Source organism: Paraburkholderia dilworthii, from assembly GCF_000472525.1.
GTDB classification, from domain to species: domain Bacteria; phylum Pseudomonadota; class Gammaproteobacteria; order Burkholderiales; family Burkholderiaceae; genus Paraburkholderia; species Paraburkholderia dilworthii.
The window spans coordinates 137500-150586 of record NZ_AWZT01000002.1; the positions used below are offsets into that span (position 1 = coordinate 137500).

The window sequence follows — 13087 nt, forward strand, 5'->3', positions numbered from 1 at the left end:
GCCGTGCTCTCTCCGCCTGCCCTTCCCCACATTCCAATCCGTGAACTTCGACGAATATTGCCAGCAAAAAGCGGCACCGCCTGGATCGAGCACTTACTACGCGCTGCGGCAGGCTCCCGCGGCCAGTCAGCCGCGCTTGACCGCGCTGTTCGCACTGCGCCGCGAGTTCGAGGAAACGGTCAAGGAAGTCAGCGATCCGGCCATTAGCCGCACCAAGCTCGCATGGTGGCAAAATGAACTGGCCGCGCTCGCGGCGGGCTCGCCCACGCACCCCGTTTCGAAGGCGCTCGCAGCCTCGTTACCCGATGTCAGAGCCGAATATCCTGAACTGCAGGCGTTGCTGAGCGGCTTCGAGATGGATCTCGACCAGGCGCGCTACCTCGACTATCCGAACTTGCGGCGCTACGTGCAAACGGTCGGCGGCACCTTCGCCTCGCTGCTGGCGCGCGCCGCGAGCAGGAAAGAACCTACGGACGCGACAGAAGCGCCGGGCTGGTCGGCGCCCTTGGGCGAAGCGCTGCTGCTTGCGCAGTTCGTGGCCGAGACGGGCAACGATGCGCGCCACGGCCGCATCTACATCCCTATCGACGAAATGCAGCGCTTCAATGTGACAGCCGCGGACCTGATCAATCGAAAATATAGCGATGCGTTCACGGAGCTCATGCGCTTTCAAACGAAGCGCGCTCGCAATGCCGTGCACACTGCGCTTGCCGCCGTGCCCGCCAGCGAGCGCCGCTCGCAGCGCACGCTGCTGGCGCAAGGCGCGCTCGCGTCCGCGTTGCTGGATGAAATCGAGCGCGATGGCTATCACGTGCTCCATCAACGTATCGCGTTGACGCCGATCCGCAAGCTGTGGATCGCCTGGCGCGCGAAATAAGTGCCGCTGGCGTCGTCAGGTTTCACGTCGAGCGCATGGGCCGACTCGCGCGCTGGCCGTCAAACGCGCAGCAAAGGCAGCGGCTCGAAGCGCTGCCGCAAAATCGCGGGGGCGTCGAGCCGCCACCACCGCGTGAGGACGGTCGCGTAAAGCCTGCGGAAGTCCACGCCGACCGGCAAGTTGCCACGGCCGTCGAGCCGTCCGAGTTCTGGCGGCGCACCGTGTAAGCCGCCGAGCACACGGCCGCCCAAGATGAAATGCGGCGCGACCGTGCCGTGATCTGTACCGTTGCTGTCATTCTCACGCGGATGCCGCCCGAACTCGCCGTATGTCATCACGAGCGTGTCGTTCCAACGGCCCAGTTCGGTCAACGCCGATCTCATCGCCGCGAGGCCTTCGGCAAGTTGTTTTAGCAGCGAGCGGTGCCTGTACGGCTGGTTCTGATGCGTGTCGAAACCGTTTAACGTCAAGCGAATCGCCGCGACGCCCTCGCCTTTTTCTGTCTCCGCTCGCGGCATGTCGCCGGCCGCGAGTAGTTGCATCGCTGTTTCGATTGACGCGCCGAACGCGCTGCAAGGAAAGGCCGTCGTCAATTGCGCCGCGTGTTGCATCGGCCTTGGCCGCCCGCCATCGTTAGCGATGTATTTTTCGGCGCCGGCTATTCGCTTGGGACCGGCAAGCGCCTTTGCATCAGGGCAATGTGTGAGCGGTCCCATTTCAGCGCTGCCGATTACGACGCCATCCGCGGCACAACCGGCAGGCACCGATGCGCTTCTGAACGCACGGGCGAGCCAGCCGTCGTGCAGATACTGATCCGAACGTGCCGCCGTGTCCCAAATCTGGATCGAACGGAAATGCGAGAGATTGGGTTGCGCATAGCCGACGCCCTGGATAATCGCCAGTTGACCGCTTTGCCAAAGCGGCATCAACGGTTCCAGCGACGGATGCAGCGCCGTGCGCCCGTCGAGTTGAATAGCCTGCTCGCGCTTGACGCCAATGTTCTTGCGAAGCCGGTAATACGCGGGATCGGCGAACGGAATCACGGTGTTCAGGCCGTCGTTGCCGCCCTTCAGTTCAACGAGGATCAGCAGCTTGCCGTAGCCGCGACGCAACGCTGGAATTTGAAACGCCGGTGACGTCACTGCCTGAGCGCCCAACGTGCGAGGCAGCCAAAGGCTCGCGCTGGCGGCAGCGCTCATCGAGAGAAAGCTGCGTCGTTTCATCTTGTGCTCGCGTCGGTGACTTCTTCAATGGCACGCTCAGTTTTTTCACGTGATGACCCGGACTGCCAGCGACGCGCAAACGCACGCTTGCGCTGGGCCAGGTTTGGCTATACCGAAGCCTACTCCGCGTTGCTGCCGTGATGCAGTTTGCTGGGATGGCGCCGCGCATTCGCGAGTGAGTCGAGATCACATGAGCCATGTGCCATGCCGATCCCCGTGCATTCACGCGGAGCGTGTTGCGCACGATGAATGGCGACGATCGGTTGCGGCTGCATACACCTATCGCTTACACGACGTGTACCCGCGAACGGCTAAGCGCGCATCAGGCGAAACGTGAAGTGCTGGACTTGAAACCGGAACCGCGCAGCGAGCACGGAAATAAAACGCAAGAAGGTGAGAACGTCGACGACAGTCCGCAACGTGTGGATGAGCGCAACGGAAGCAGACAACCCCAGCAACGCGCCTACCGCTTGTAAAGCTCGCGCACGGCGTCTTCGATATGCTGTCTCAGCAAACGACGTTCGTCCGGCGTCATGTGTCCGTCACGGCGGCGTTGATCGAGATCGGGGGGAACCGCGGTACGCAACATCGCGTCTGATGCAGGGCGCTCACTGCTGGAACTGTGGCGGCTTGCCCTGGAGTTGCCAGGCCTGGACGCGCGCTCGCTCGCAGCTCTGTCGGCGGGAGGCTGGGCGTGGGCGAGCGTTGGTCCCAATGTGCCTGCGAGCGTACCGGCAACCGCCAGTGCAATCACGCTCAGGCGCACATTCGGCCAAACCCCTCCCTTCATGTTGTTCCCTTCGTGGCGCGGCAACCGGCTACCTCAAATGCGTATGACAAACCCGGTAACGAGCCGGGCGCGTGGGTTTTAGTCGAGTGAAGTATCCACCGAACAGCCGCATTCAGTAAAGGAGTCTAACTGTCACCGCTTTACGTCGTGCCACAGTGCGGGTAAATTTTGTAACTGACTGTAACTCGATAAATGATGCGAACGCGCACCACTTTCTAATCGCGCTAAGATGCCGGGCATGGAAACCAAAAACCCTTCGAAAATCCTCGTCGTCGACGACGATCCGCGCTTGCGCGATCTGCTGCGCCGTTACCTCGGCGAGCAAGGCTTCAATGTCTATGTCGCCGAGAACGCGCCATCCATGAACAAGCTGTGGGTGCGTGAGCGGTTCGACCTGCTGGTGCTCGACCTCATGCTGCCAGGCGAGGACGGCCTGTCCATCTGCCGGCGCCTGCGCGGCAGTAACGATCGCACGCCAATCATCATGCTGACGGCCAAGGGCGAAGACGTCGACCGTATCGTCGGCCTCGAAATGGGCGCGGACGACTATCTGCCGAAACCCTTCAATCCGCGCGAACTGGTCGCACGGATTCACGCAGTGTTGCGTCGTCAATCTCCGTCGGAGTTGCCGGGCGCGCCGTCCGAAACCACCGAGGTCTTCGAGTTCGGCGAGTTCGCGCTGAATCTCGCCACCCGCACGCTCACCAAGGCCGGCCAGGAAATTCCGCTGACCACGGGCGAGTTCTCCGTGCTCAAGGTGTTTGCGCGTCATCCGCGCCAACCGCTGTCGCGTGAAAAGCTGATGGAACTGGCTCGCGGCCGCGAATACGAAGTGTTCGACCGCAGCCTCGACGTGCAGATTTCCCGTCTGCGCAAGCTGATCGAACCGGACCCGGGCAGCCCGCGCTTCATCCAGACCGTCTGGGGTCTTGGCTACGTGTTCATCCCCGACGGCGCAGCCTGAGTTTGCTGAGTTTGTTCACACCTCCTGCTTTTGTTTTCAGATAAGAAGGGCCCATGCGGATCGACCGGCGCCTCCTGACGCTCGCGTTCGGCGGCCTTTTCTGGCGGACCTTTCTGTTGATCGCGCTGTTGATCGCAGTCAGTCTCGCGGCGTGGTTCCAGAGCTTCCGGGTGATCGAACGCGAGCCGCGCGCGCAGCGCGTGGCGCTGCAGCTCGTCGCCATCGTGAAGCTCACGCGTACCGCACTGCTCTATTCCGATCCCGATCTGCGGCGCGCATTGCTGCAAGATCTGGAGAGCAATGAAGGGGTGCGCGTGTATCCGCGCGAAACGACCGACAAGTACAAACTCCAGCCCGACGAATCGCTGAACCGGCTGATCGAACACGACATTCGCGGCCGTCTCGGCGACGACACCGTGATCGCGCAGAGCGTGAACGACATCCCCGGCGTCTGGATCAGCTTCAAGATCGACGACGACGATTACTGGGTCGCGCTCGACCGCGATCAGCTCGATAACGCGACCGGTTTGCAATGGGCCGGCTGGGGCGTGTTCGCGCTCGCGCTGTCGCTGTTCGGCGCGGCGTTCATCACGAGTCTCGTGAACCGGCCGTTCGCCCGTCTCGCGATGGCCGCGCGCAAGGTCGGTTCGGGGCAATCGCCCGAACCGTTACCTGAGCGCGGCATGGGCGTGGCCGCGGAAACAAACCGCAGTTTTAACCAGATGGTGCAAGACCTCGAACAGCTCGAGGCCGACCGCGCGCTGATGCTCGCCGGTATTTCGCACGATCTGCGCACGCCGCTCGCGCGGCTGCGGCTCGAAACCGAAATGAGCCCATCGGACCAAAGCACCAAGGACGCGATGGTCGACGACATCGAGCAGATGGATATGATCATCGGCCGGTTCCTCGACTATGCGCGCCCTGTGCAACGCGTGCCGGAGCCCGTCGACCTGTCCGTGATCGCGAGCGAACTCGCGGCGCGCATGCAAAGCGAGGACAGCATGNGGCTGATCACGCGGCTCGCGCCGTCGGCGGTTATCGAAGCGGACGAAACCGATATGCGCCGCGTGGTCGGTAATCTGCTGGAAAACGCGCGCAAATATGGTTTGAGCGACGGCGACGGCATCCCGCATGTGATCCTGGAAACGCGCGTGTCGCATTCGCGGGTCGAACTGTCGGTGGTCGACGAAGGCCCCGGCATTCCCGAAGATCAGCTGTCGCTCGTGACGCGGCCGTTCTATCGGGTGAACTCCGCGCGCACCCAGGCAAACGGGACGGGCCTTGGCATGGCGATCGTGCAGCGGCTCGTCAGCCGTTATCGAGGCGCGTTGCGCTTGCGTAATCGCATGCCCGGCCCGGGCCTCGAAGTCACCATCGAGTTTCCGCTCGCCAAAGGGGCGTAGGCGCACCGTTCGCACGGACGGCGTAAAAGGACACACGGGCTTACGCGGGCACCCGGGCTCTACCAGTCCTCTGCGCACGTCCGATGCCCGCTCCGTTCAATAATAACTATCCATGCCGTTAGGTAAAAACTATTGAGCCGATAGTTCAATAGAGCTATAGTTGAACCCTGTCATGCGCTCGTGATGACGCGCTGGTAGCCTGAACATGCTTTTTTCCAACACACAAGGAGCACTCGCATGAAAACCGTTGGCGACAAACTCGAAGCGTTCACCGTCACCGCTGCCAAGCCTGGCTTCAACAATCATGAGGAAAACGGCGCCTCGGCGTTCGAAGAGATCACAGAGCAGTCGTTCCCGGGCAAGTGGAAAATCATCTACTTCTACCCGAAGGATTTCACGTTCGTGTGTCCCACGGAAATCGTCGAGTTCGGCAAGCTGGCAAAAGACTTCGAAGAGCGCGACGCAGTGCTGCTGGGTGGCAGCGTCGACAATGAATTCGTGAAACTCGCGTGGCGCCGTGAGCACAAGGACCTGAACAAGCTGAACCACTATTCGTTCGGTGACGTGAAGGGCGAGCTGATCGACCAGCTCGGCGTGCGCGACAAGGAAGCGGGCGTGGCCCTGCGCGCCACGTTCATCGTCGATCCGGACAACACGATCCAGCACGTTTCGGTGAACAACCTGAACGTCGGCCGCAATCCTGAAGAAGTGCTGCGTATTCTCGACGGCTTGCAAACGGACGAGCTCTGTCCGTGCAACCGCGCAGTCGGCGGCGCAACGCTGTAAGCCGTGCCGGTCCGAGCCCGCCACGCTTGAAAAAGCAGCGGGCTTTTTTATCGACAACCCGATAGGAGATGACAATGGAGTTCTTGTCTTCCATTAAGGCGCTCGTGCCCGACTACGCGAAAGACATCCGGCTGAATCTCGACGGCACGATCGCGCGCTCGTCCCTCGAAGGCAACGATGCGGTCGGTGTTGCGCTGGCTGCGGCCTTCGCCGCCAAAAGCACCGTGATCGTGAATGCGATTCGCAACGCGGGTGTGCTCTCTCCTGAAGAGACGAACGGCGCGCTCACCGCAGCCGCGTTGATGGGCATGAACAACGTCTGGTATCCGTATGTCGAGATGACCGATAACGCGGACCTGAAATCGCAACCGGCGCAGTTACGCATGAACGCCTACGCGTCGCACGGCGGCGTGGATAAGCGGCGCTTCGAGATGTATGCGCTGGCGGCGTCGATCATCGGCAAGTGTCACTTCTGCGTGAAGTCGCACTTCGATACGCTGATCGCCGAAGGAATGAGCACGACGCAGTTGCGCGATGTGGGCCGCATCGCGGCTGTGATCAACGCGGCTGCGCAGTGCATTGCGGCTGAATAAAATCAGTCGCTTTCGTCGCGGGCTCGCCGGGACCGACGCAGCGGCAAGTGTTCCCGCCCGCCGAGGGCCCGGCTCTTTACAACGTGGCGCCGAGGAAGCGCATCAAGCCTTGATCAGCAGCACCACAGCTTGCGCCTCAATGCCCTCGCCTCGGCCGAGATAGCCAAGCTTCTCGTTCGTCTTGGCTTTGACATTCACCTTTTCCGTCGGCAGGCCGAGGTCGGCGGCGATGTTGGCGCGCATACCCTCGATATGCGGCGCCAGCTTGGGCGCCTGAGCCACCACGCTGCTATCCACATTCGCGATCGAAAAGCCTGCGGCCTTCACGCGCACCACGCATTCGCGCAGCAATACGCGGCTGTCGGCGCCGGCGAATTTCGCGTCGGTATCGGAGAAATGACGGCCGATGTCGCCCATTGCCGCCGCGCCGAACAGCGCGTCGGTGATCGCGTGCAGCAGCACGTCGGCATCCGAATGACCGAGCAGGCCGCGCTCGTACGGAATCGTCACGCCACCGATGATCAACGGACGTCCCGGCACCAGCGCATGCACGTCATACCCTTGCCCAATTCTGAAATCCATCTGCGTCAAGTCCTCAAGTACGTTCATTAAAAGATGAAATTGCCCGTCACGATGCGGACGCGCGCAGCAGAATCGCCTCGGCGAGATCGAAGTCTTCCGGATACGTCACCTTGAAATTTCGCAAGCTGCCTTGCACCAGCTTCGGCGCATGGCCGGCCCATTCGATCGCGCTCGCTTCGTCGGTCAGGTCGTGACCGTCGGCCTGCGCGCGCAAGATCGCTTCGCGCAACATGCCGATGCGGAACATCTGCGGCGTTTGCGCCTGCCACAAGCCGTCGCGCGACTCCGTGCGGGCAATGCGTCCATCCGCCGATGCGGCGTCGATGCGCTTTAACGTGTCCGCGACCGGCAACGCCATGATGCCGCCCACCGCGTCGTCCCTGAGCGCGAGCGTCAGCGTGCGAATCAGGCCAGGCGTGATGCCCGGCCGGGCCGCGTCGTGCACGAGCACCCAGTCGTCGTCGCGCGCGTTGAATTCGGTGAGCGCATGCAAGCCGTGCAACACCGACGCCTGACGCGACGCCCCGCCGCAACGGCGCACGGCAAAACGCAGGCCGCCGAAGCGGCGCGCGTCGAAGTGCTGGTCGTCAGGCGCGATCACGACGAGCGTTTGCGCGAACTCGCTACACGCGTCGAACGCGGCGAGCGAATAATGCAACATGTCGCGGCCAGCCACAGTGCGATATTGTTTGGGCATCGCGGCGCCGGAACGGCTGCCGGTGCCTGCGCACGGAATCAGGGCAAATAGACGGGAAGTCACGAGTGCGGATGCCGCGAGGTCAAAGTAAAGGACGGATTTTATAATAGGTCCTTCGCATCCACGCCCCGACGCGCGTAAACTTGGCCGTCCGTGTGAGCCCGAGGCCGCCTTTTCTCTTCTATGCCAGACATCGCCGCATCATCGCAGTACTCCCCGCCCGTCGCGCTCGTCAAAGCCGGCCAGCGTTTTGCCTTCGACGGCACGCACGGCTCGTCCGACGCGTTGCTGATCGCCCGCTACCATCTCGCCTATCGCGAGAAGGTGCCGTTGCTTGCGGTCGTGTGCGAAAGCGCCGTCGATGCACAGCGTCTGTCGCAGGAAATCGGCTTTTTCGCGCCAGACGCACGCGTGCGCCTGTTACCCGACTGGGAAACGCTGCCTTACGACACGTTTTCGCCGCACCAGGATCTCGTCTCCGAGCGCCTTGCCACGCTGCACGATCTCGGTGAAGGGCGTTGCGACATCCTGCTGGTGCCCGCCACCACCGCACTCTACCGGATGCCGCCCGCGTCGTTTCTCGCGGCCTACACGTTCTCGTTCTCGCAAGGCGAGCGCCTCGACGAGGCAAAGCTCAAGGCGCAATTGACACTGGCCGGTTACGAACACGTGAGCCAGGTCGTGCGTCCGGGCGAATACTGCGTGCGCGGCTCGCTGCTCGACCTCTATCCGATGGGCTCGCCGTTGCCCTACCGGATCGATTTGTTCGACGACCAGGTGGACTCGATTCGCGCGTTCGACCCCGACACACAGCGTAGCCTTTATCCGGTGAAAGACGTGCGCCTCTTGCCGGGCCGCGAGTTTCCCTTCGACGAAGCAGCGCGCACCGCATTTCGCAGCCGCTGGCGCGAGACGTTCGAGGGCGACCCGAGCCGCGCGTCGATCTACAAGGACATCGGCAACGGCGTGCCGTCGGCGGGCATCGAATATTATCTGCCGCTCTTCTTCGAGGAAACGGCGACACTGTTTCACTATCTGCCGGAAGGTGCGCAACTCGCGTTCATCGGCGATCTGGATGCGGCGATCCGGCGCTTCAGCAACGACACGAAGCAGCGCTACAACTTCCTCTCGCACGACCGCGACCGACCCATCCTCGAGCCGCAGCGGCTGTTCCTGTCGGACGAAGATTTCTTCACGCTTGCCAAGCCGTTCGCGCGGCTCGCGCTGCCGGCCAACGCGGGCGGCGGCTGGTCCACGCCGCTGCCGAATCTCGCGATCGACCGTCACGCGGACGACCCGGTGTCGGCCTTGCGCGCGTACCTCGACACCACGCCGAACCGCGTACTGTTCGCGGCGGAATCGGCGGGCCGGCGCGAAACGCTGTTGCAACTGCTCGCGGAGAATCATCTGAAGCCCGCGTCGAGCGACAGCTTCCAGGACTGGCTCACCGGCGACGCGCGTTTTTCGCTGGGCGTCGCGCCGCTCGCCAACGGCTTTGCGGTGCCGGTGGACGGCATCGCGATCATCACCGAGACCGAGCTTTATGGGCCGCTCGCGCGGCGCGCCGGTCGCCGCCGCCAGGAACAGGCGAGCAACGTCGATTCGATGGTGCGCGATCTGTCCGAGTTGAAGGTCGGCGATCCGGTCGTGCATTCGCAGCATGGCATCGGCCGCTATATGGGCCTCGTCACGATGGACCTCGGCGAAGGCGAAACCGAGTTCCTGCACCTCGAATATGCAGGCGACAGCAAGCTCTATGTGCCGGTCGCGCAGTTGCATGTGATCTCGCGCTACAGCGGCGCCGATCCCGAGAGCGCGCCGTTGCACTCGCTCGGCTCCGGTCAGTGGGAAAAGGCCAAACGCAAAGCCGCGCAGCAGATTCGCGACACCGCCGCCGAACTGCTCAACCTCTACGCGCGCCGGGCCGCTCGTTCGGGCCACGCATTCGCGCTCGAACCGAAAGACTACGTGAAGTTCGCCGAGAGCTTCGGCTTCGAGGAAACACCGGACCAGGCCGCAGCGATCGCGGCCGTGATCGGCGACATGACAAGCGGCAAGCCGATGGACCGCCTGGTATGCGGCGACGTGGGCTTCGGCAAGACCGAAGTGGCGCTGCGCGCGGCATTCATTGCGGTGATGGGCGGCAAGCAGGTCGCGCTCCTATCGCCCACCACGCTGCTCGCCGAACAGCACACGCAAACCTTCACGGACCGCTTCTCCGACTGGCCGGTGCGCATCGCCGAGTTGTCGCGCTTCAAGTCGACGAGGGAAGTCAACGCGTCGATCCAGCAGATCAACGAAGGCAGCGTCGATATCGTGATCGGCACGCACAAGCTGCTGTCGTCGGACGTGCAGTTCAAGCGGCTCGGGCTCGTGATCATCGACGAAGAACATCGCTTCGGCGTGCGGCAGAAAGAGGCGCTCAAGGCACTGCGCGCGGAAGTTGACGTGCTCACGCTCACTGCCACGCCGATCCCGCGTACGCTCGGCATGGCGCTCGAAGGCCTGCGCGATTTTTCTGTTATCGCAACGGCGCCGCAGAAGCGCCTCGCGATCAAGACATTCGTGCGTCGCGAGGAAGAAAGCGTGATTCGCGAAGCGATGTTGCGCGAACTGAAGCGCGGCGGCCAGGTTTACTTTTTGCACAACGAAGTCGAGACGATCGAGAATCGCCGGCAAATGCTCGAAGCGCTCGTGCCGGAAGCACGCATCGCGGTCGCGCATGGACAGATGCACGAGCGCGAGCTTGAACGCGTGATGCGCGACTTCGTCGCGCAACGTGCGAACGTTTTGCTGTGCACGACGATTATCGAAACCGGCATCGACGTGCCGAGCGCCAACACGATCCTGATTCATCGCGCGGACAAGTTCGGCCTCGCGCAATTGCATCAGTTGCGTGGACGCGTGGGACGCTCGCATCACCAGGCGTATGCGTATCTGCTCGTGCACGATCCTCAAGGGCTGACCAAGCAGGCGCAACGCCGCCTCGAAGCAATCCAGCAAATGGAAGAACTCGGTTCGGGCTTCTATCTGGCAATGCACGACCTCGAGATTCGCGGCACCGGCGAAGTGCTCGGCGACAAGCAGTCGGGCGAAATTCACGAGATTGGTTTCCAGCTTTACACCGATATGCTCAACGACGCTGTGAAGGCGCTCAAGGAAGGCAAGGAGCCCGACCTGACCGCGCCGCTCGCCGCAACCACCGAGATCAATTTGCACGCGCCGGCGATTCTTCCCGCCGACTATTGCGGCGACGTGCAGGAGCGTTTGTCGCTGTACAAGCGGCTCGCGAATTGCGAGCACAACGATTCGATCGACGGCATCCAGGAAGAATTGATCGACCGCTTCGGCAAGCTGCCGCCGCAAGCGCATGCGCTCGTGGAGACGCATCGTCTGCGGCTGGCGGCGAAGCCGTTGGGCATTTCGAAGATCGACGCGGGCGAAGCGGTGATCGGCTTGCAATTCATTCCCAATCCGCCAATCGACGCGATGCGTATCATCGAGATGGTGCAGAAGCACAAGCACATCAAGCTGGCGGGCCAGGACAAGCTGCGTATCGAAACCCGCAGCCCCGATCTCGCGGTGCGTGTGGCAACCGTCAAGGAAACCTTGCGCGCGCTGGGCTCGCCGAGCCGCGGCACTACGGCAGCTGCCGCGGCGCGTTAGGTTCGCGCTTCAAGGTTCCGCATCGAGGCTCCACGTTCCGTTGCGCGTCGTCGAGCACGCGCAGCGCGGCTGCGCAAAAAAGCCGGTACGTCTAGCGTTTTTCCGCAATGCTGCGACGCGCAAATGCGCGCCGCAGCATACGGCCTGGCATTTTTTGGGTATGATCGAAAGACTCAAATGCCGGAGTCTTGTCATGTCTCACGTCGCTGATTCAGCGCAGTCCTCCCAAACATCCGCAACTGCTTCGTCCGCTTCCGCATCTGGCACCACGCCTGTCTCGCTTCCCTGGGTCACCCGTCTCGTGTCGATGGACACGGTCAGCCGCAATCCGAATCTCGGTCTGATCGAAACGGTGCGTGACGAATTGCGCGGAGTCGGCATCGAAGCCACGCTTACCCACGACGCAAGCGGCAAATGGGCCAACCTGTTTGCGACCATCCCCGCACACAACGGCGAAACGAATGGCGGCGTGGTGCTCTCGGGCCATACGGACGTGGTGCCCGTCGACGGCCAGCAATGGGACAGCGATCCGTTCAAGCCGGAAATTCGCGGCGACAAACTGTACGGCCGCGGCACTTGCGACATGAAAGGCTTTATCGGCGCGGCGCTTGCGCTCGTACCTGACATGCAGCGCACAAAGCTCGCCAAGCCGATTCACTTCGCGCTTTCATTCGACGAAGAAGTGGGCTGCGCGGGCGCGCCGCTGCTAATTGCCGATCTGATGAAACGCGGCGTGAAGCCGGACGGCTGCATCGTGGGCGAGCCGACCAGCATGCGGCCCATCGTGGCGCACAAGGGCATCAACGCTTACCAGTGCTGCGTGCGCGGCCAGGCCGCCCATTCGTCGCTCACGCCGAAGGGCTTGAATGCGATCGAATACGCGGCGCGCCTCATCTGCTACATCCGCGACATGGCCGATCAGTTCCGCGCGCAAGGCCCGTTCGACGAACTGTACGACGTGCCCTTCACTACCGCGCAAACCAGCACGATCGTCGGCGGCAATGCGATCAATACGGTGCCGGCCGAATGCAAATTCCAGTTCGAATTCCGCAATCTGCCCACGCTCGATCCCGAGCCGATCTTCGCGCGCATCGACCAGTACGCACGCGAAACGCTGTTGCCGAAAATGTTGCAGGAGCACCCATCGGCTGCAATCGAGATCACGAAGATCGCCGCGGCGCCGGGACTCGATTCGTCTGAGCAGGCTGCCATCACGCAACTCGTGCGCGCGCTCACCGCCGACCAGGACAAGCGCAAGGTCGCTTACGGCACGGAAGCCGGGCTGTTTTCACTCGCGGGTATTCCGAGCATCGTGTGCGGGCCCGGCGACATTCAGCAGGCACACAAGGCGAATGAATTTGTCGCTCTCGATCAACTCGTGGAGTGCGAACGCTTCTTGCACAAGTTCATTCACAGCATGTCCGTCGAAGCGCATACGCACTGAAACCGCCGCCTGAGCAACGAGCAATAAGCGTCAAGCAAAAACTCACACGGTCCCTGTCGACA

12 protein-coding genes are annotated in these 13087 nt (G+C 62.4%); 8 read left to right on the forward strand and 4 right to left on the reverse strand.

Going from position 1 to position 13087, the window contains the following annotated elements:
• Positions 1-40: 40 nt before the first annotated feature.
• On the forward strand, positions 41-877 hold the full coding sequence (locus F759_RS0104320) for a squalene/phytoene synthase family protein (RefSeq protein WP_027798766.1): 837 nt from the start codon (positions 41-43) through the stop codon (positions 875-877).
• 59 nt (positions 878-936) lie between these two features.
• Here the strand turns inward: F759_RS0104320 and F759_RS0104325 are convergent, their stop codons facing one another.
• Positions 937-2100 (reverse strand): DUF1501 domain-containing protein, encoded by a 1164-nt coding sequence (locus F759_RS0104325; protein WP_027798767.1) that lies wholly within the window; start codon positions 2098-2100, stop codon positions 937-939.
• A gap of 245 nt (positions 2101-2345) precedes the next feature.
• Here F759_RS0104325 and F759_RS0104330 point away from each other — a divergent pair, with 245 nt between their 5' ends.
• Positions 2346-2576 carry a hypothetical protein gene (locus F759_RS0104330; protein WP_152530584.1) on the forward strand — a complete coding sequence of 77 codons (231 nt, stop codon included), beginning with the start codon at positions 2346-2348 and terminating at the stop codon, positions 2574-2576.
• On the opposite strand, the gene F759_RS43935 is transcribed toward F759_RS0104330, so the two are convergent.
• Positions 2564-2890, reverse strand: coding sequence for a hypothetical protein (locus F759_RS43935; protein WP_084534196.1), 327 nt, complete (start codon positions 2888-2890; stop codon positions 2564-2566). The genes F759_RS0104330 and F759_RS43935 overlap by 13 nt on opposite strands.
• A 229-nt stretch (positions 2891-3119) precedes the next feature.
• On the opposite strand from F759_RS43935, the gene ompR reads away from it, so the two are divergent.
• The 4 genes from ompR (at position 3120) to F759_RS0104355 (ending at position 6636) form a co-directional block, all read left to right on the forward strand.
• On the forward strand, positions 3120-3854 hold the full coding sequence (ompR, locus tag F759_RS0104340; RefSeq protein WP_027798769.1) for an osmolarity response regulator transcription factor OmpR: 735 nt from the start codon (positions 3120-3122) through the stop codon (positions 3852-3854).
• 53 nt (positions 3855-3907) lie between these two features.
• Complete coding sequence (locus tag F759_RS0104345) at positions 3908-5257, forward strand: ATP-binding protein (protein ID WP_027798770.1); 1350 nt, start codon at positions 3908-3910, stop codon at positions 5255-5257.
• A gap of 237 nt (positions 5258-5494) precedes the next feature.
• Positions 5495-6043: a peroxiredoxin gene (locus F759_RS0104350; RefSeq protein ID WP_027798771.1), complete on the forward strand. Its 549-nt coding sequence runs from the start codon at positions 5495-5497 to the stop codon at positions 6041-6043.
• Positions 6044-6117: 74 nt separating this feature from the next.
• On the forward strand, positions 6118-6636 hold the full coding sequence (locus tag F759_RS0104355; RefSeq protein WP_027798772.1) for a carboxymuconolactone decarboxylase family protein: 519 nt from the start codon (positions 6118-6120) through the stop codon (positions 6634-6636).
• 102 nt (positions 6637-6738) lie between these two features.
• Here F759_RS0104355 and ispF read toward each other — a convergent pair whose 3' ends face one another.
• Together ispF and ispD are read right to left on the reverse strand one after the other, a co-directional pair.
• The gene (ispF, locus tag F759_RS0104360; protein WP_027798773.1) at positions 6739-7218 is read right to left on the reverse strand and encodes a 2-C-methyl-D-erythritol 2,4-cyclodiphosphate synthase; all 480 of its coding nucleotides are present in this window, start codon (positions 7216-7218) and stop codon (positions 6739-6741) included.
• A gap of 46 nt (positions 7219-7264) precedes the next feature.
• Positions 7265-7978, reverse strand: a complete 714-nt coding sequence (gene ispD / locus F759_RS0104365; protein WP_027798774.1) for a 2-C-methyl-D-erythritol 4-phosphate cytidylyltransferase — start codon at positions 7976-7978, stop codon at positions 7265-7267.
• A gap of 120 nt (positions 7979-8098) precedes the next feature.
• Between ispD and mfd the strand changes: the two genes are divergently transcribed.
• Together mfd and argE are read left to right on the forward strand one after the other, a co-directional pair.
• The gene (gene mfd / locus F759_RS0104370) at positions 8099-11581 is read left to right on the forward strand and encodes a transcription-repair coupling factor (RefSeq protein WP_027798775.1); all 3483 of its coding nucleotides are present in this window, start codon (positions 8099-8101) and stop codon (positions 11579-11581) included.
• Positions 11582-11774: 193 nt separating this feature from the next.
• Positions 11775-13025, forward strand: a complete 1251-nt coding sequence (gene argE, locus F759_RS0104375; protein ID WP_027798776.1) for an acetylornithine deacetylase — start codon at positions 11775-11777, stop codon at positions 13023-13025.
• Positions 13026-13087: the final 62 nt, after the last annotated feature.